We start from the raw sequence: 16,975 nt of genomic DNA, 5'->3' as shown, positions 1-16,975 counted from the left end.
CGTGCACAGGCGTCGGCCGGTGAGGCAAGCCGCCCCGTAGAAGGCATGGGCAAGCCCGCGGCGCTGGGCCAGGTCCGCGCGCATGGTGGGGCTGACGATCCGTGTCACGAGGTCCGGCTCGGCGCAAGCGCTCTGCGCTCGAGCCGCTTGCGGGCTCGCGGGCAAGGCAGGACTGCGGCCGTGACCTGAGGACGCCGGGCGATGCGGTCCGCCTCGGCCCGCCGAGCTCATCGCTCTGAGCACGGGCCTGGTTCTGGGCCGTGGCGGCTGGGCCCAAGGGCCTTGGCGCGGCTCAGGGCGCTTTTGTGGCGGCCCGCTTCGCGGTTCTGCTCCTGGCGGTGCCGGTGCTGCTCCGCCCGGGCTTGGCGGGCGCACTCTTCCGCCTCCTCGGGGCCTCTTCTGTGCCTGCCACCGCTTGCGATGGCGCTGTCCGGGTGGGTGCGGTCGGCCACTTGAACTCGATCTCCAGCTCGATCTCCCCGTCACCGACCTCGACCTCTACCTCACTGCGGAGGTCGTCGGGAATCCGCAGGCTCAGCCTCGCGGGGCCGAGGTCCAGTTCGGCGTCCCCACCTTGCCTCAGCGCGGCCGCCAGCGCCGTCAGCTGATCAGCCGCCTCAAGGCGTGACAGCGAGCGCTTCTGCTCAAACTTGAGGTCCCTCATGGGCTGTCTCCGATCTGACAGAAACAGTAGATAGCGCCAATTCTGATGCCATGCGCTGGATCGGACATCCTCACGTCCGGGCGAAGAGCCGCACGACCGGCGACCGGTCCGGGTGCAGTCCGACCCGCTCGGGAGTGCTGTGGAGTGTCCCCCTCTCGTGGGGGGCGCCGGCGACCTGCCGGTGTGCGTCCACGGTCGAGGCCCGGGCAGCGGCTCGCGGAGCCCGCTCGCCATCACCGAGTCGAGACATGCGACGGGCCGGTCCCCTGCGGGCGACCGGCCCCTACTGCATCTCTGTCCCTTCGGCTCGCCGCATCTGCCGGAGCCGAACCTCAGCGAGCTGTCAGACGGGCGTGCCCGGAATGGGCGTGAACCCGGGGGCACACGCCGTCGCAATGTTCGCCGAGGTCAGGGGCGTTCCGGACGAGACCGCGCACCGGGCCCGGTGGATCACCCATCGCCGGCCAGCAGGGTGATGAAGAGGGTTCCGGGGTCGTCCTCGGTGACGGAGACGGCGAGATCCTCCGTGCACTCCGGAGCCCCGGGAACGAGCTTGAGGTCGATCCAGTCACCAGGATTCCGGAAGTCGTTGAGGTAGGCGTTGCCCCGGCGGTCGGTCGTGGCGCGCAACATCGTTTCGAACGAACCGCTTTCCGAGTCGTCCGCGAGGGCGGAGCTGACGTCGCGCTGCGTGGGCTTGCACCGCTTCCCGTACCCGTACATGACTCCGATGCTGTCGGACAGCTCTTGGCCCAGCGTGCTCACATCCGGGCCGTCGTCCGCGGCCGCGGACGGGACCAGGACAGCCCCGGCAAGCACGACCCCGGTCACTGCTGAAACGACCCTGGCGGCCCAAGCGAGCTTCCTCATACTGGCATTTCCAGGGCGCCGTAAGGGCGTGCAACGCCACTCCGCGCCGTCACTCAGGTGAGCGTCACCGTGCCCCGAACGGTCCACACGACGCGGCCGAGGCGACGGTCATGGGCCGAAAGGCCGCAGGTGGCACGTATATTCCACCCTCCACCCCGAGCGCATCGCCCCCGCCCGAGAGCTGATGGCCCTCGACCCCCGCCACGCAGCCGTCTCCCGGTCCCGCCGCCTCGGACTGACCGCAGTGCAGGCCTTCCACCGCACCTACGGCCGGCAACGCCGAGTCCCGGAAAATCAGTTCGGAGCGCCTCAACCGACGCAACAGCAACCGCCCCGCGAGTGGGACACCCTGGGCCTTGGCCAGGCCGCGGCAAGGGAAAACACGCCGCGCGCCCGGCGCGGATCAGGCGTGGACCGGGTACCAAGGAGAGCAGTCCTGGAGCCGCCCTTCGCAATGCATCCGCGCAGCTTGCGTTCCTTGCCCTCGGAGCGTCAGGCCGAGCGCCACCCCGAGACAGAGACCCAGCGGAGGCCCGAGGGCGACCTGGTCGTGGCCGGACGCCGGCCCTTCCTCGGGAGAGGGCGAATCCTGGCAGCTCATACGGTCATCATGCGCGGGCGGCCGGAGCGCGGCGGGGGAGCCTTATAGCGGTGAGGCGGGAAAGGGCGGCGGATTCGGCCGCAGGTGTATCCAGGGGCGGGGCGGACGGATCTAGGGGGAGGCCGACTCTGTCGCAAGTCCGCCCGTCCGTGTCCTTGGTGCGACGTACGGCACCAGCGGGGCCCGAACCGGCCGTGCACGAGCGGGAGTTCGCCGCCTCCGCCCCGGCGGCGCCGTACCGGATCTCCGGCGACCAGGGCCGTCCGATCCCCGAACGCGCAGCCGCAGGAAGGAGTCCCCGATGCCGGAGCAGAGTCTTCACGGGAACCACGGAAACCATAGGAGCCCCGCGGGCGACACAACGGACGTGAACCACGGCCCCTACGGCACCCAAGTCCCCGACGGCCGCGGCCTCAAGGCACTGGCGGCGTACCTGTCGGACGAGGTGTGGAACCACGCCCGGCTCGACGTGGTGGACGAGTTCTTCGCGCCGGACTTCCACGGCCATATGCCGGTGATCCCCGATGTGCACGGGCCCGAGGAGTTCAAACAGCTCTCCCTTGACCTGCGGGCAGGGCTGCCCGACCTCCGCGAGCAGGTGCAGAGCGTTCTGGGCGAGGGCGACCGGGTCTTCATCCGATCCATCCTCACCGGCACCCACCTCGGCGAGATGATGGACCTGCCGCCGACCGGGACGCCGATCCGGATGAACCAGACCTTCATCTACCGGTTCGAGCAGGGCAAGGTCGTCGAGCTGTGGCAGCAGATCGACTATCTCGGCGTCATGCGACAGCTCGGGGTCGTCCCGCCGCAGGGGGCGAGTCAACTCGGCCGGATCGCGCACACCTTCAAGCTGATGGGCCGGTTCGCGGTACTCCAGATCAAGGCGGCCCGCAGCAAGGAGAGGACCACCGCATGACCACACAGGCAACGCACCCCGACGCGCGCAGCGCCACGTACGAGTTCTTCGAGCGCGCCTGGCAGCTCAAGGACGCCGACGTCCTCGTCGAGATGGCCGTCCCGGACTGTGCGTACCACGTGCCGGACTTCCCCGTGATGGGGAACCGGGAGTTCCTGGAGCACCTCCGGCACCTCTGGCAGGCGATGCCGGATCTGCGGGTCGAGCTCCTTGACGTGATCACCGAAGGGAACGAGGTCGCCTGCCGGGCCCGGCTCCTCGGCACCCAGACCGGCGACCTGCACGACGTCCCGCCCACCGGCCTCAAGGTGGACCGGGAGGAGATGACCCTGCTGCGCTGGGACGGCCAGGGCCGGCTGGTCTCCCTGCACCAGGAGGCCGACAACATCGAGGTGCTGGTCCAGCTCGGCGCGATGCCCTCGCCCGAAGCCGGCCCCATGACCTTCCTCACCCACGCCTTCACCTCCGCCGTCCACTTCACCCGACTGCGGCGCAAGGCGCGCAAGGCCCGCACGGGTCAGTAGGGCCGGATGGCACCTGCCCCACCTGCCGGCAACCCACTCCATGCCAGGCAGGTCCTCTGCCGAACCCAGCGTCCACTTACGGATCGATGCAGCGCCGAGGGAGTGGCACACGCCGGAACCGCCCCCCGGGGGACAGGTGGGGGACACAGGCTGATCAAAGCCGGGACACCCTCGCGACAAGGTGCTACCAGTCGCCGCAGATCACCCTGAGCGGGGATCGTGCGGCGTACAACGCAGAACCCCCTCGGATCTACGTTTCCGCAGGTCCGAGGGGGTTCTCTAAGCGTGGCGGCGCCAGGATTCGAACCTGGGTAGGCTAAGCCGACGGATTTACAGTCCGCTCCCATTGGCCACTCGGGCACACCGCCATGGGGCGTTGCCGGAAGCAGATCCGCTGTGGGCGGTGCTCCGTGGCAACGACGTAAACGATACCTGATGCCCGGGGGTGCTCCGCCACCGGATTGATCAGCACTTCGGGCGCGCGGGGATGGCTAGGCTTGGCCGAGCGGTCCGGTCAGACCGGCCGCGCCTTCACGCACCCGATACAAGGAGCCACAGGACATGGCCGACTCCAGTTTCGACATCGTCTCGAAGGTCGAGCGGCAGGAGGTCGACAACGCCCTCAACCAGGCCGCGAAGGAGATCTCGCAGCGCTACGACTTCAAGAACGTCGGGGCGTCGATCGCCTGGTCCGGCGAGAAGATCCTGATGCAGGCGAACTCCGAGGACCGCGTCAACGCGATCCTGGACGTCTTCCAGACGAAGCTGGTCAAGCGCGGGATCTCGCTGAAGTCTCTGGATGCGGGAGAGCCGCAGCTCTCCGGCAAGGAGTACAAGATCTTCGCCTCGATCGAGGAGGGCATCTCGCAGGAGAACGCCAAGAAGGTGGCGAAGATCATCCGCGACGAGGGCCCCAAGGGCGTCAAGGCGCAGGTCCAGGGCGACGAGCTGCGGGTCAGCTCGAAGAGCCGCGACGACCTGCAGGCCGTGCAGGCGCTGCTGAAGGGGCAGGACTTCGACTTCGCCCTGCAGTTCGTGAACTACCGCTGATCTCGACGGGCGCGCCGGGGCGGCCGGGGGCGGAGCGGATCGGTCGCTCCGCCCCCGCCCTGTTGGACGTCATGTCGGAAATCCGCCAGCTTACGTCGGCAGGTCGCCGCAGACTCGGACACGTAGGAAGACGGAGAAGACGTACAGGACCGTCAGGACACACGGAGCACCCCGAGGAGGGGAACGGAGCCATGACCACTGTGTATGCGGTCGTCGACAGTCCGCTGGGCGCACTGCTGCTGGTGGGCGAGAAGTCCGCCACCGCGAACGGCGGTACCGCGCTCGCCTCGCTCTCCGTGCCCGGGCAGAAGGGCGGCGTCGCCGTCCAAGGCGGCTGGCGCGACGATCCGGCGGCCTTCACAGAGATCGGCAGGCAGCTGACGGCGTACTTCGAAGGGCGGCTGACCCGGTTCGACATCGAATACGTCGACGGCGGAACCCCGTTCCAGCGGCGAGTGTGGCTGGCTCTGGAGGAGATTCCGTACGGGGAGACGACGACCTACGGGAAGATCGCCGAACGCGTCGGCACGCCGGGGGCCGGGGTCCGGGCCGTGGGGACCGCGATCGGCCGCAATCCGCTCCTGGTCGTCCGGCCGTGCCATCGCGTGATCGGTGCGGACGGTGCGCTGCGCGGATACGCGGGAGGGCTGGAGCGCAAGGAACGGCTCCTGGAGCTCGAGGGCACGCAGGCCTCGTGACAACCCGGTCATGAGCGGGACCCTGTTTCCCAGGGAGCGCGTGGTCGTCGCACCGGGCGCCGTGCATGTGCCCGGCTGGCTGCCGGTCGAGCGTCGGCGGGAGCTCGTCGAGGCCTGCCGGGCCTGGGCGCGGGGGCCCGTACCGATCCGCCGCACGGTGCTGCCGGGCGGCGGAGTGATGTCCGTACAGACGGTGTGCGTCGGCTGGCACTGGCGGCCGTACCGGTACTCCCGCACGGCGGACGATGTGAACGGCGCGCGGGTGGCCGCATTCCCGGACTGGCTGGTGGAGTTGGGGCGGGAAGCGCTGGTCGCGGCGTACGGGCAGGAGCAGGGCCGTCAGGAGTACACCCCCGACACCGCGCTGATCAACTTCTACGACGGCGCGGCGCGGATGGGGATGCATCAGGACAAGGAGGAGCGGTCCGCTGCGCCCGTGGTGTCGCTGAGCATCGGCGACAGCTGCGTCTTCCGGTTCGGGAACACCGAGACGCGGGGACGGCCGTACACGGACGTGGAGCTGGCGTCCGGGGACCTGTTCGTCTTCGGCGGGCCCGCCCGTTTCGCCTTTCACGGCGTGCCGAAGGTGGTGCCGGGGACGGCCGATCCCGATGCGGGGATGAGCAGCGGGCGGCTGAACATCACCCTGCGGGAGACCGGACTGTAGATCCCGGCACCGTGCCCGGCTCAGCGCGAGCGCGAGTGTCCGAACAGGAGCCGGTACGCGATCAGCAGCACGAGCGAGCCACCGATGGCCGCGGCCCACGTGGCCCCGTCGTAGAAGTCGTTGGTGATCGGCCGGTCCAGCCAGCGCGCTGATATCCAGCCGCCGACGGACGCGCCGATCACGCCTATGACCGTGGTGCCGATGAGCCCGCCCGGGTCGCGTCCGGGCAGCAGGATCTTGGCTATGGCTCCGGCCACCAGCCCGAGAACGATCCAACCGATGAAGGTCATGCCGTGAACCTGCCTTTCGAACGGTGTTGTCCTTCAGGACGACGCGCGGACCGGACGCGGTTGCGGAGACAGTAAGGTGCATCCCATGACGCGGGAGCTGCGGCGATCACTCGGAGTCTTCGACGCGGTCATGATCGGTCTGGGTTCGATGGTCGGGGCGGGAATCTTCGTGGCGCTGGGCCCGGCGGCCCGGTCGGCCGGGTCCGGGCTGCTGCTCGGCCTGGCGACGGCCGCGGCCGTCGCGTACTGCAACGCCATGTCGTCGGCCCGGCTCGCCGCTCTCTACCCGGCGTCCGGGGGCACGTATGTGTACGGCAGGGAGCGACTGGGCCCGTTCTGGGGCTACTTGGCCGGCTGGGCGTTCGTCGTCGGCAAGACCGCGTCGTGCGCCGCGATGGCCCTGACGGTCGGGGCGTACGCATGGCCGGAACAGGCACACGCCGTCGCGGTCGCAGCGGTGGTCGCGCTGACTGCCGTGAACTACGGGGGAGTTCAGAAGTCGGCGTGGCTGACGCGGGCGATCGTGGCGGTGGTACTGGCGGTTCTGGCGGCGGTCGTGGTGGTCTGCCTCGGGTCGGACGCCGCCGACGCGGGACGGCTCGCGCCGGGCAAAGACGTCTCGGTGGGCGGGGTGCTCCAGGCGTCCGGGCTGTTGTTCTTCGCCTTTGCCGGGTACGCACGGATCGCCACGCTGGGCGAGGAGGTACGGGACCCGGCCCGTACGATCCCGCGGGCGGTGCCCGTGGCGCTCGGTCTCGCGCTGCTGGTCTATGCGTGTGTGGCTGTCGCTGTCCTTTCCGTGCTGGGCCCTGTCGCGTTGGGCCACGCGACGGCACCGCTCGCCGATGCCGCCCGGGCTGCGGGCGCGTCCTGGCTGGTGCCGGTGGTGCGGGCCGGCGCCGCGGTCGCGGCGCTCGGTTCGTTGCTCGCGCTGATTCTCGGCGTCTCCCGCACGACGCTGGCGATGGCCCGGGACGGCCATCTGCCGGGTGCGCTGGCCGCCGTGCATCCGCGGTTCCAGGTGCCGCACCGCGCCGAACTGGCTGTGGGAGCCGTCGTCGCGGTGGTGGCGGCGACGGCGGACGTACGCGGGGCGATCGGCTTCTCGTCGTTCGGAGTGCTGTTGTACTACGCCATTGCCAACGTCTCGGCCTGGACGCTGAGTTCCCGCCGCGTGCGAGTGGTGGCCGGCTGCGGGCTGGTGGGCTGCCTGGTGCTGGCCTTCGCGCTGCCGCTGTCCTCGGTGGTGGCGGGAGCGGGGGTGATCGCGGGGGGCGCGGCACTGTACGCCCTGCGACGGAGGAGCGCTGCTGTTGGCTGACGCCGTACCGTGCACCGATTCAACAGGGCCCACAGCACGTCGGGCAGCGGCGCCCCACGTGGTCCGGCGTCAGGCGAACGGGCGGTCCGTCGGGACGATTTCCCGGCCCAGGGGCATCAACGAGATCGGAATCATCTTGAAGTTGGCGACGCCGAACGGGATGCCGATGATCGTGATGCACAGCGCGATCCCCGTGACGATGTGGCCCAGCGCGAGCCACCAGCCGGCCAGGACCAGCCACAGCACGTTGCCCACGCACGAGGGTGCGCCTGCGTCGAGGCGCTCCACAGTGGTGTAGCCGAAGGGCCACAGGGCATAGACGCCGATCCGGAACGCTGCCAGGCCGAACGGGATGCCGATGATCGTGATGCACAGGATCAGGCCGGCCAGCATGTAGCCGAGGAAGAGCCAGAAGCCGCTCAGGATGAGCCAGATGACGTTCAGAATTGTCTTCACGGGCGATGACCTGCCATCTGTTCAAGGCGGGCGATACGTTCCGCCATGGGCGGGTGGGTGGAGAACATCTTGGAGAGACCACGACCCGGTCCGAACGGGTTGGCGATCATCATATGGCTTGCCGTCTCCAGGCGCGGCTCGGGAGGCAGCGGCAACTGCTTGGTGCCTGCGTCCAACTTGCGCAGCGCGCTCGCGAGCGCGAGCGGGTCGCCGGTGAGCTGGGCGCCCGAAGCATCGGCCTCGTACTCCCGCGAGCGGCTGACGGCGAGCTGGATCAGGGACGCCGCCAGCGGGCCCAGAATCATGATCAGCAACATGCCGAGCAGGCCCGGGCCGTCGTCGTCGTCCGAACGGCCGATGGGGATCAGCCAGGCGAAGTTCACCAGGAACATGATCACCGAGGCGAGGGCTCCTGCGACCGAGGAGATGAGGATGTCGCGGTTGTAGACATGGCTGAGCTCGTGACCGATGACTCCGCGCAGCTCGCGCTCGTCCAGGATCCGCATGATGCCCTCGGTGCAGCACACTGCCGCGTTGCGCGGATTGCGGCCGGTGGCGAAGGCATTGGGCGCCTGGGTCGGCGAGATGTACAGCCGGGGCATGGGCTGACGGGCGTCGGTGGAGAGCTCGCGGACGATGCGGTAGAGCGCCGGCGCCTCGAACTCGCTGACGGGACGTGCGCGCATGGCCCGCAGGGCCAGTTTGTCGCTGTTCCAGTAGGCGTACGCGTTCGTACCGAGTGCCACGACAAGCGCGACGATCAGCCCCGCACGGCCGAAGAAGCTGCCGATGAGGAGGATGAGTGCGGACAGCCCGCCGAGGAGTACGGCGGTCCTCAGCCCGTTGTGCCGGCGGTGCACGGTACGCCCTCCAAATGGTGCGGCAGGGGAACCCTTTGCGTGGTGCTCCACTTTCCAGTGGACCCTTCTGTACTGGTCAACGCCAGGCGAAGGACGCTGGTTCCCTTGCCCACCCGACCCCGGACTGGGCCGTTCGGGTGAGCGGGCCGCGAGGACTCAGAACAGGCTGTTCGCGGCGAAACGCAGCACCAGCTGGGGATAGCCGGACAGGACCACACCGGCGGCGGCCGTCAGGGCGATGGCGACGGTGACCGGGGCGGGCGCACGCCGTCGGGCGGACGGCTGCGGTTCCGCGTCCGCTTCCGCCCCGGCGGGCTGCGGGGCGCGGAAGAGGATCGCCGTCCACTTCAGGTAGTAGTACAGAGCGATCACGACATTGACGCCCATGATCACGGCGAGCCAGCCGAGGCCCGCTTCCACCGCCGACGAGAAGACGGTGACCTTCGCGAACAGACCGATGATGCCGGGCGGCAGACCCGCCAGGCTGAGCAGGAAGAAGCCCATGGCCAGAGCGGTCAGCGGGCGGGTGGCGTACAGGCCGCGGTAGTCGGCGATCCGGTTCAGCGGGTGTGTACGGGCGACGAGCGCCGCCACCGCGAAGGCGCCCAGGTTCACGACGCCGTACATGAGGGCGTACGCGACCGTCGCACCGATCTGGTCGTCGCTGGTGTACGCGGCGGCAGCGATCGGCACCAGCAGGTATCCCGCTTGCCCCACGGAGGACCAGGCCAGTAGCCGGACCGCGCTCCACTCGCGCGTGGCCGACTGGCGCAGCGCCGCGACGTTGCCGGCGGTCATGGTCGCGGCGGCGAGCACGGCCATCGTCGGGCCCCAGATGTCGGCGTAGGCGGGGAACGCGACGACAGTCACCAGGATGAGGCCGGTGAAACCGACCGCTTTTCCGACGACGGAGAGATAGCCGGCGATGGGCAGCGGCGCGCCCACATAGGTGTCCGGCACCCAGAAGTGGAAGGGGACTGCTGCCGTCTTGAACGCGAAGCCGACGAGGGTGAGCACCACGCCCGCCTTGGCGAGCGTGTCGAGTTGACCGGGTACGTCCTGCAGCGCGGCGGCGATCTGTGTGAGGTGCAGCGTGCCCGTCGCGGCGTACACGAAGCTGACGCCCAGCAGCGTGACGGCGGTCGCGGTGACGGAGGAGAGGAAGAACTTCAGGGCGGCTTCGCTGGAGAGCCGGTCGCCGCGTCGCAGGCCCACCAGCGCGAAGGCGGGCAGGGAGGCGACTTCGAGCGCGACGACGAGGGTGGCGAGGTCACGGGACGCGGGCAGCAGGGCCGCCCCGGCGGCGGACGACAACAGCAGGAACCAGAACTCTCCCGCCGGAAGCTTCCTGCGGGTGTCGGTGAGGGAGAGCAGGGCGGTCAGCAGCGCCCCGCCGAGCACCAGGAACTGGATGACCAGCGTGAAGTGGTCGGCGGTGTAGCTGCAGGCATCGGGGGCCGTCGTCAGACAGAACGTCTCCCGGTCGCCGTTGCGCAGGGGGACGAGGGAGACGAGTGCGGCGGCGAGACCGGCGAGCGCGACGGCGCCCAGCAGCGGTTTGCGCTGCTCGGCGACGAAGAGGTCGGCGACCAGGATCACGAGCGCGACCACCGCGGTGATGGTGGGCGGCGCGATGGCGAGCCAGTCGACGGACTGGACGAGGCTGGCGACGCTGTCGGCTGCCACGGTCACGACTTGCCTCCTGCGAGGAGCTTCTGCACGGCCGGGTTCGTGAGGCCGAGGAGAACCGCGGGCCACAGTCCGGCGAGAACGGTGAGTGCCACGAGCGGGCTCCAGGCGGCGAATTCGTAGGCCTGGACATCGGCGACCCTCGGGGCGGCTGCTGTCCCCTTCTCGTCCGCCGCTTCGGTTGCGTACGCCGCCCGGGCCGCGGGCAGTGCGCCCATGCAGACACGGCGCACGACGACGAGCAGATACGCGGCGGTGAGCAGGGTGCCGAAGGCGCCGATCGTCATGAAGGTGAGGAACGCCGGGCGGCTCAGACCCTCGGCGGGGTCGAACGCGCCGAACAGCGCGAGCATCTCACCCCAGAAGCCGGCGAGACCGGGCAGTCCCAGCGAGGCGACGGCGGCGAATGCGAGCAGGGCGCCCAGGCGCGGGGCACGGCCGTACAGGGCGGCTCCGGTGGCCCCGGCGAGGGTGTCCAGATCGGAGCTGCCGTAACGGTCCTTGACCGCTCCGACCAGGAAGAACAGCAGGCCGGTGATCAGGCCGTGGGCGATGTTGGCGAACAGCGCGCCGTTGACGCCGGTCGGGGTCATCGTCGCGATGCCGAGCAGGACGAAGCCCATGTGGCCGACCGAGGAGTACGCGATCAGACGCTTGAGGTCGCCGCCTGCGCCCTGCTTGGCGAGGGCGAGGCAGGCCAGGGATCCGTAGATGATGCCGACGACGGCGAACGCGGCGAGATACGGGGCGAAGGTCTGCATGCCGTCGGGTGCGATCGGAAGGACGATACGGACGAAACCGTACGTACCCATCTTCAGCAGAACGCCGGCGAGGAGCACCGAACCGACCGTCGGTGCAGCGGTGTGGGCGTCGGGCAGCCAGGTGTGCAGCGGCCACATCGGGGTCTTGACCGCGAGGCCGATCCCGATCGCCAGAACTGCGATGACCTGCACGGATGCGGTCAGATCGCGGCCGTTGTCAGTGGCGAGTGCCACCATGTCGAAGGTACCGGTCTTCAGCCCGATCAGCAGGAGGCCGAGCAGCATGACGACCGAGCCGAGCAGTGTGTAGAGGATGAACTTCCAGGCGGCGGGCTGCCTCGCCTCGCCGCCCCAGCGGGCGATGAGGAAGTACATCGGGATGAGCACGATCTCGAAGGCCAGGAAGAACAGCAGCAGATCGAGGACGGCGAAGGTCGCGAGGGTGCCGGACTCCAGGACGAGCAGCAGAGCGACGAACGCCTTCGGGGACGGGCCGGAGGGCATCTTGAAGTAGCTGTAGAGCGCGCAGAGGAAGGTCAGCAACGCCGTCAGGACCACAAGGGGGAGCGAAATGCCGTCGACACCGATGTGGATGCGCACATCGAGTGCGGGGATCCAGCTGATGTCGGTCGTGGCCTGCATCTTCGACGGACTGTCATGGTCGAAGCCGAGGGCCAGCACGACCGCGGCGAGCAGAATCGCGCCGGTGACCGTCACGCCGTGGCGCAGCACGGCCTGCTCGGGGCTGCTGCCGCGCAGCCCGGGCGGGGCGGGCAGCAGCGCGGCGGCGGCGCCGATGAGCGGGCCGACGACGATGAACGCGAGAAGGAACTGCATCACGGACTCGCTGATATCGATCACGGCTCACGACCCCGCGTTGACGTTGGACAGGACGACGGCGGCGATGGCCAGCACGACCGTGCCCGCGAGCAGCACGCTCAGATAGGTCTGCACATTGCCGGTCTGGGCGCGGCGCACGGCGGCACCCAGCCAGCGGGCCCCGGTGCCCGAGCCGCGTACATACGTGTCGACGACCTCGCGGTCGAGGAAGCGGACGAGCTCGGCTGCCGCGCGCACGGGGCGCACGAACAGGGCGGAGTAGAGGGCGTCCACATGGAACCCGGCGGCGGCGTGGCGGTGGAGCGGGCCGAGCAGCAGGCGGGCGGGGTCGTACGGGGCCGCGGCAGGGTGCGGCAGGTGGAGCGCCTCCGCCTCGACCAGCGCCGGCTCGGCGTCGGGGTGTGCCACGACGACGGGGGCGACGGCCGGACCGGTCCGGGCGCGTGCGGCGAGGGCTGTCGTGTGCTGCCAGGTGGCGTAGGTGATCAGCCCGCCCACGAGGGCGACGCCGGTGCCGAGCACGGCGGTGGTGAGTGTGGGGGCGAGGTCGTTGCCGTCGAACCAGCGGGGCAGGCGGCCGATGGTCAGGCCGAAGGCGAGTGACGGTACGGCGAGCACCCAGAGCACGGTGGTCATGGCCAGGGGCTGGCGACCGTGGTCGGGGGCCTCGGCGCCACGGCCCCGGAAGGTGAGCAGCCACAGCCGCATCGCATAAGCGGCCGTGAGCAGCGCCGTGAGCAGGCCGGAGACGAGCACCGCCCAGCCGGCTGCCACGGGTGCGATGTCGGAGTCGCCGAGAGCGGTGTGTTCGGCGGCCACCAGGACTGCTTCCTTGGAGAAGAAGCCGGCGAAGGGAGGGATGGCAGCGAGCGCGAGCAGGGCGATCGTCATCGTCCAGTACGCGTCGGGGATGCGCCGGGCCAGGCCGCTCATGCGGGACATGGCGGCGAGCGAGTTGGTGCCGGCGGCGTGGATGATCACGCCCGCCGCGAGGAAGAGCAGTGCCTTGAAGGCGCCGTGGGACACGAGGTGGAAGACGGCCGCGCCGCGGTCGCCGACGGCGAGGGCACCGGACATGTAGCCGAGCTGGCCGATGGTCGAGTAGGCGAGGACGCGCTTGATGTCGTCCTGGGCGAGGGCGGCGAGCGCCGATCCGACCATCGTGATCGCGGCCATCACCGCGAGGACGATCAGGGCCGCCGCGGAGGCGGCGAAGACGGGAAGGAGCCGGGCGACGAAGTAGATACCGGCCGCGACCATCGTCGCGGCGTGGATCAGCGCGGAGACGGGGGTGGGACCCGCCATCGCGTCGGGCAGCCAGGTGTGCAGCGGGAACTGCGCCGACTTGCCCGCCACGCCCGCGAGGAGCAGGAGCGCGATCAGGGTGGGGTGCTCGATGCTGTCGGCCGCGACCGCGCCGAGGATCCCGCGGATGTTGAACGTGCCGGCGTCGGCCGCGAGCGCGAACAGACCGATCAGGAAGGGGACATCACCGAGCTTGGTGACCAGGAACGCCTTGAGGGAGGCGGCGCGCGCCTCGGGCGTCTCCCAGTAGTGGCCGACGAGGAAGTACGAGCAGATGCCCATGATCTCCCAGCCGACCAGCAGCACCATCAGGTCGCCGGAGTAGACGACGAGCAGCATCGCGGAGGTGAACAGGGAGACCAGTGCCGCGTAGGAGGGATAGCGCGGGTCGTCGCGCAGGTAGGCCGTCGAGTAGATCTGCACGCAGGACGCGATGATGCCGACGAGGACTGCGGTGAGGGCGGCGAAGCCGTCGATGTACAGGGCCAGGTCGATCGGGACCGAGCCGGTCGGGGTGAGTTCGGTCGAGGCGTCGATCGCGCGGCCGCCGTCCTGGCGTACCGCGACGACGATCGCGAGCGCGGCCGCGGTCAGCGCGGGCAGCACCGCGAGGGGGCGTACGAACCCGGGGGCGGTGCGGCCGAGCAGCAGTCCGGCGACAGCGCCGAGAAACGGAAGGAGGGGAACGAGGACGGCGAGGGTCGTGGTGGTCACGCGGTGGCCTCGGCCTTCTCCTCGCGGTCTGCGGGTGCGTCGCCGTCCGCCGTCTCTGCGGTGTCACGGAGCCGGTCGACGTCCGAGGTGCCGCGGTTGCGGTAGACCATCAGGACGATCGCCAGACCGATGCCGATCTCCGCGGCGGCGATGGCGATGGTGAAAAGGGTGAGCGCCTGGCCGGCGTGCACGGTGTCGCGCAGCCAGACGTCGAAGGCGACCAGGTTGAGGTTGACGGCGTTGAGCATCAGCTCGACGGACATCAGGACGAGGATCGCGTTGCGCCGGGCGAGCACCCCGTACAGCCCGACGCTGAACAGCAGGACGGCGAGCACAGCGGGATAGGCGAGGTGCATCAGTTCTCCCCCTCTCGTCCCGTGCCGGACCCCTCAGGGTCCTTGCGGGACAGGACGATCGCGCCGACGAGCGCCGCGAGCAGCAGGACGGAGAGCGCCTCGAACGGCAGGACCCAGTGCCGGAACAGGATCTCGCCGGACACCTTGGTGGAGCCCAGGGGCACTCCGTCCAGGTCGATCCAGGTCGTACGGAACGCGTCGACGACGACCCAGACCAGTGCGGCCGCGGCCGTGAGGGCCACCCCCAGGGCGACCCAGCGGTTGCCGGAATCGGCGTCCGGGGAACGGCCGATGGGGGCCTTGGTGAGCATCAGCCCGAAGAGAAGGAGGACGACGACGGAGCCGACGTAGATCAGGACCTGCACCCAGGCGATGAACTCCGCAGTGAGCAGGAGGTACTCGACGGCGATCCCGCCGAGCGCCACGACCAGCCAGAGGGCGGCATGCACCAGCTGTTTGGTCGTGACGGTGATGACCGCCGCGCCGAGGGTGGCGATTCCGACGAGCAGGAAGGCGATCTCGACACCGGTCGGGGAGAGGAAGCCGTGCGACACGGCTGCGGCGAGCGTCATGCCGGACCCCCCTCGCCCGACGCGGGGCCGCTGTCGCCTGCAGGCGACGTGGCTCCAGGGGCGGGCGGGGTCGCTTCACCAGCCGGCTCCTCGGCGGCGAGTTGCTCGGCGACGAGCTTCTCGGCCGCCTTGCGGGCCGCGGCGATCTCCTTCGGCTCCTCGGCGCCGGGGTCGAGCGCGGGCGGGGCCGGGACCGTCCACATCCACTCGCGGAGCTTGTCGCGCTCGTGGGTGAGTTCGTGGATGTCCGTCTCCGCGTACTCGAACTCCGGGGACCAGAACAGCGCGTCGAAAGGACAGACCTCGATGCAGATACCGCAGTACATGCACAGCGAGAAGTCGATGGCGAAGCGGTCGAGGACGTTGCGGCTGCGCTCCCGGCCACCGGGGGTGGCCGCCGGCATCGTCTCCTTGTGGGAGTCGATGTAGATGCACCAGTCCGGGCACTCACGGGCGCAGAGCATGCAGACCGTGCAGTTCTCCTCGAACAGGCCGATCACGCCGCGGGTGCGGGGCGGAAGTTCGGGCAGGACGTCCGGGTACTGCTGGGTGACGGTCTTCTTCGTCATCGTCCGCAGGGTGACGGCCAGGCCCTTGGCAAGGCCGGATCCGGGGATCGGAGCCATGTCTACATCACCACCTTGACGACGCCGGTGAGGGCGATCTGGGCGAGGGCGAGCGGGACGAGCGTCGTCCAGGCGAGCTTCTGCAGCTGGTCCTCACGCATCCGGGGATAGGTGACGCGCAGCCAGATGACGATGAAGGCGAGTACGGCCGACTTGAGCAGGGTCCACACCCAGCCGAGGCCCTCGGCCCCGAACGGGCCGTGCCAGCCGCCCAGGAAGAGCACGGTGGTCAGACCGCACAGGACGACGATGCCCGCGTACTCGGCGAGCAGGAACAGCGCGAAGCGCAGGCCGGTGTACTCGGTGTACGCACCGAAGATGATCTCGGAGTCGGCGACCGGCATGTCGAAGGGCGGACGCTGCAGTTCGGCGAGGCCGGCCACGAAGAAGACGATGGCGCCCACGATCTGCCAGGGCAGCCACCACCACTCGAAGGCGTTCAGGATGCCGGGGAGCGAGACCGTGCCGGCCGCCATCGCGACCGAGGCGGCGGTGAGCAGCATGGGCAGCTCGTACGCCAGCAGCTGGGCGGCGGTGCGCAGTCCGCCGAGAAGGGAGAACTTGTTGGCCGAGGCCCAGCCTGCCATCAGCGAGCCGAGCACCCCGACGCCCATGACGGCGAGCACGAAGAAGATGCCGGCGTCGACGACCTGACCGACCGCGCCCTCGCTCGGGCCGATCGGGATCGCGACCAGTACGAGGAGGTACGGAAGAAGGGCGACGGCAGGCGCGAGTTGGAAGATGCGGCGGTCGGCGGCGGCCGGAACCACGTCCTCCTTCTGCGCGAACTTCACGCCGTCGGCGACGAGCTGGGCCCAGCCGTGGAAGCCGCCCGCGTACATGGGGCCGAGGCGGCCCTGCATATGGGCCATCACCTTGTGCTCGGTCTGCCCGATGACCAGGGGGAAGACCATGAACACGGCAAAGACGACGAGAAGCCGGAAGGCGACGTCGAGAGCGTCGTTCACGCGGGGTCGCCTCCATCGGGTCGGTTCGGCTCATCGGTGTCGGATCCCGGGTCGCCGGATCCGTCCGTGGACCCGGCCTGTGGCCGGGGGGCTCCGGGCCCGGCCGCGGCATCCGGCGCGGGCGCGGCGTCCGGCGCGGGCGCGGCGTCCGGCGCGGGCGCGGCGTCCGGCGCGGGCGCGGCGTCCGGCGCGGGCGCGGCGTCCGGCGCGGGCGCGGCGTCCGG

The 16,975-nt window shown here is 70.0% G+C and carries 18 protein-coding genes, 1 tRNA gene and 1 pseudogene; 6 read left to right on the top strand and 14 right to left on the bottom strand.

The genetic code is table 11. The annotated features are described in order from the left end of the window. Positions 1-292: 292 nt before the first annotated feature. Both ABZ208_RS08080 and ABZ208_RS08075 read right to left on the bottom strand, forming a co-directional pair. Positions 293-664 carry an amphi-Trp domain-containing protein gene (locus ABZ208_RS08080; protein WP_356908712.1) on the bottom strand — a complete coding sequence of 124 codons (372 nt, stop codon included), beginning with the start codon at positions 662-664 and terminating at the stop codon, positions 293-295. A gap of 450 nt (positions 665-1,114) precedes the next feature. Next, positions 1,115-1,534, bottom strand: coding sequence for a hypothetical protein (locus ABZ208_RS08075; RefSeq protein ID WP_356908711.1), 420 nt, complete (start codon positions 1,532-1,534; stop codon positions 1,115-1,117). Positions 1,535-2,502: 968 nt separating this feature from the next. Here ABZ208_RS08075 and ABZ208_RS08070 point away from each other — a divergent pair. After that, entirely contained in the window at positions 2,503-3,054 is a 552-nt protein-coding gene (locus ABZ208_RS08070; protein ID WP_356908710.1) for an ester cyclase, read from the top strand. Beyond that, entirely contained in the window at positions 3,051-3,578 is a 528-nt protein-coding gene (locus ABZ208_RS08065) for an ester cyclase (RefSeq protein ID WP_356908709.1), read from the top strand. The genes ABZ208_RS08070 and ABZ208_RS08065 overlap by 4 nt, the downstream gene beginning before the upstream one ends. 286 nt (positions 3,579-3,864) lie before the next feature. Here ABZ208_RS08065 and ABZ208_RS08060 read toward each other — a convergent pair. After that, positions 3,865-3,946 (bottom strand) — tRNA-Tyr (locus ABZ208_RS08060). 193 nt (positions 3,947-4,139) lie between these two features. On the opposite strand from ABZ208_RS08060, the gene ABZ208_RS08055 reads away from it, so the two are divergent. The 3 genes from ABZ208_RS08055 (at position 4,140) to ABZ208_RS08045 (ending at position 5,993) form a co-directional block, all read left to right on the top strand. Further along, the gene (locus tag ABZ208_RS08055; protein ID WP_328397685.1) at positions 4,140-4,628 is read left to right on the top strand and encodes a YajQ family cyclic di-GMP-binding protein; all 489 of its coding nucleotides are present in this window, start codon (positions 4,140-4,142) and stop codon (positions 4,626-4,628) included. 191 nt (positions 4,629-4,819) lie between these two features. Further along, positions 4,820-5,326, top strand: coding sequence for a methylated-DNA--[protein]-cysteine S-methyltransferase (locus ABZ208_RS08050; RefSeq protein WP_356908708.1), 507 nt, complete (start codon positions 4,820-4,822; stop codon positions 5,324-5,326). 10 nt (positions 5,327-5,336) lie between these two features. Continuing rightward, positions 5,337-5,993 (top strand): alpha-ketoglutarate-dependent dioxygenase AlkB, encoded by a 657-nt coding sequence (locus ABZ208_RS08045; protein ID WP_356908707.1) that lies wholly within the window; start codon positions 5,337-5,339, stop codon positions 5,991-5,993. A gap of 20 nt (positions 5,994-6,013) precedes the next feature. Here ABZ208_RS08045 and ABZ208_RS08040 read toward each other — a convergent pair whose 3' ends face one another. Then, a complete protein-coding gene (locus ABZ208_RS08040) occupies positions 6,014-6,283 on the bottom strand; it encodes a GlsB/YeaQ/YmgE family stress response membrane protein (RefSeq protein ID WP_328397691.1) in 270 nt (89 codons plus the stop codon). Between the two features lie 85 nt (positions 6,284-6,368). On the opposite strand from ABZ208_RS08040, the gene ABZ208_RS08035 reads away from it, so the two are divergent. Further along, positions 6,369-7,604 (top strand): amino acid permease, encoded by a 1,236-nt coding sequence (locus ABZ208_RS08035; RefSeq protein ID WP_356908706.1) that lies wholly within the window; start codon positions 6,369-6,371, stop codon positions 7,602-7,604. A 69-nt stretch (positions 7,605-7,673) separates the two neighbouring features. On the opposite strand, the gene ABZ208_RS08030 is transcribed toward ABZ208_RS08035, so the two are convergent. The 10 genes and pseudogenes from ABZ208_RS08030 to ABZ208_RS07985 all read right to left on the bottom strand — a co-directional run. Continuing rightward, positions 7,674-8,060: a YccF domain-containing protein gene (locus ABZ208_RS08030; RefSeq protein WP_356908705.1), complete on the bottom strand. Its 387-nt coding sequence runs from the start codon at positions 8,058-8,060 to the stop codon at positions 7,674-7,676. Next, positions 8,057-8,920 carry a zinc metalloprotease HtpX gene (gene htpX / locus ABZ208_RS08025; protein ID WP_356908704.1) on the bottom strand — a complete coding sequence of 288 codons (864 nt, stop codon included), beginning with the start codon at positions 8,918-8,920 and terminating at the stop codon, positions 8,057-8,059. Before htpX ends, ABZ208_RS08030 begins: the two co-directional genes overlap by 4 nt. Positions 8,921-9,076: 156 nt before the next feature. Continuing rightward, entirely contained in the window at positions 9,077-10,612 is a 1,536-nt protein-coding gene (locus ABZ208_RS08020) for an NADH-quinone oxidoreductase subunit N (RefSeq protein ID WP_356908703.1), read from the bottom strand. After that, positions 10,609-12,231 carry an NADH-quinone oxidoreductase subunit M gene (locus ABZ208_RS08015; protein WP_356908702.1) on the bottom strand — a complete coding sequence of 541 codons (1,623 nt, stop codon included), beginning with the start codon at positions 12,229-12,231 and terminating at the stop codon, positions 10,609-10,611. The genes ABZ208_RS08020 and ABZ208_RS08015 overlap by 4 nt, the downstream gene beginning before the upstream one ends. Positions 12,232-12,234: 3 nt before the next feature. Further along, positions 12,235-14,229 (bottom strand): NADH-quinone oxidoreductase subunit L, encoded by a 1,995-nt coding sequence (locus ABZ208_RS08010; protein WP_356908701.1) that lies wholly within the window; start codon positions 14,227-14,229, stop codon positions 12,235-12,237. Next, positions 14,226-14,585, bottom strand: a complete 360-nt coding sequence (gene nuoK / locus ABZ208_RS08005; RefSeq protein ID WP_356908700.1) for an NADH-quinone oxidoreductase subunit NuoK — start codon at positions 14,583-14,585, stop codon at positions 14,226-14,228. The genes ABZ208_RS08010 and nuoK overlap by 4 nt, the downstream gene beginning before the upstream one ends. After that, positions 14,585-15,157, bottom strand: a complete 573-nt coding sequence (locus ABZ208_RS08000; protein ID WP_356908699.1) for an NADH-quinone oxidoreductase subunit J — start codon at positions 15,155-15,157, stop codon at positions 14,585-14,587. Before ABZ208_RS08000 ends, nuoK begins: the two co-directional genes overlap by 1 nt. After that, positions 15,154-15,783: a 4Fe-4S binding protein gene (locus tag ABZ208_RS07995; protein ID WP_356908698.1), complete on the bottom strand. Its 630-nt coding sequence runs from the start codon at positions 15,781-15,783 to the stop codon at positions 15,154-15,156. Before ABZ208_RS07995 ends, ABZ208_RS08000 begins: the two co-directional genes overlap by 4 nt. A gap of 2 nt (positions 15,784-15,785) precedes the next feature. Continuing rightward, entirely contained in the window at positions 15,786-16,751 is a 966-nt protein-coding gene (locus ABZ208_RS07990; protein ID WP_356908697.1) for a complex I subunit 1 family protein, read from the bottom strand. Then, positions 16,748-16,975: pseudogene (locus tag ABZ208_RS07985) on the bottom strand (hypothetical protein); the annotation flags it as partial. The pseudogene ABZ208_RS07985 and the gene ABZ208_RS07990, both read right to left, overlap by 4 nt.

The sequence above is a fragment of the Streptomyces sp. NPDC006208 genome, assembly GCF_040613775.1.
In the GTDB taxonomy this organism is placed as follows: domain Bacteria; phylum Actinomycetota; class Actinomycetes; order Streptomycetales; family Streptomycetaceae; genus Streptomyces.
The sequence above is the reverse complement of the archived record's forward strand: the minus strand, read 5'-3'. Positions and strand labels throughout refer to the sequence as shown.

Excerpts from the sequence above, each read along its gene's own strand:
- ABZ208_RS08080 (WP_356908712.1), bottom strand. The coding sequence starts at position 664 with ATGAGGGACCTCAAGTTTGAGCAGAAGCGCTCGCTGTCACGCCTTGAG.
- ABZ208_RS08075 (WP_356908711.1), bottom strand. The coding sequence starts at position 1,534 with ATGAGGAAGCTCGCTTGGGCCGCCAGGGTCGTTTCAGCAGTGACCGGG.
- ABZ208_RS08065 (WP_356908709.1), top strand. The coding sequence starts at position 3,051 with ATGACCACACAGGCAACGCACCCCGACGCGCGCAGCGCCACGTACGAG.
- ABZ208_RS08055 (WP_328397685.1), top strand. The coding sequence starts at position 4,140 with ATGGCCGACTCCAGTTTCGACATCGTCTCGAAGGTCGAGCGGCAGGAG.
- ABZ208_RS08050 (WP_356908708.1), top strand. The coding sequence starts at position 4,820 with ATGACCACTGTGTATGCGGTCGTCGACAGTCCGCTGGGCGCACTGCTG.
- ABZ208_RS08045 (WP_356908707.1), top strand. The coding sequence starts at position 5,337 with ATGAGCGGGACCCTGTTTCCCAGGGAGCGCGTGGTCGTCGCACCGGGC.
- ABZ208_RS08040 (WP_328397691.1), bottom strand. The coding sequence starts at position 6,283 with ATGACCTTCATCGGTTGGATCGTTCTCGGGCTGGTGGCCGGAGCCATA.
- ABZ208_RS08035 (WP_356908706.1), top strand. The coding sequence starts at position 6,369 with ATGACGCGGGAGCTGCGGCGATCACTCGGAGTCTTCGACGCGGTCATG.
- nuoK (WP_356908700.1), bottom strand. The coding sequence starts at position 14,585 with ATGCACCTCGCCTATCCCGCTGTGCTCGCCGTCCTGCTGTTCAGCGTC.
- ABZ208_RS08000 (WP_356908699.1), bottom strand. The coding sequence starts at position 15,157 with ATGACGCTCGCCGCAGCCGTGTCGCACGGCTTCCTCTCCCCGACCGGT.
- ABZ208_RS07995 (WP_356908698.1), bottom strand. The coding sequence starts at position 15,783 with ATGGCTCCGATCCCCGGATCCGGCCTTGCCAAGGGCCTGGCCGTCACC.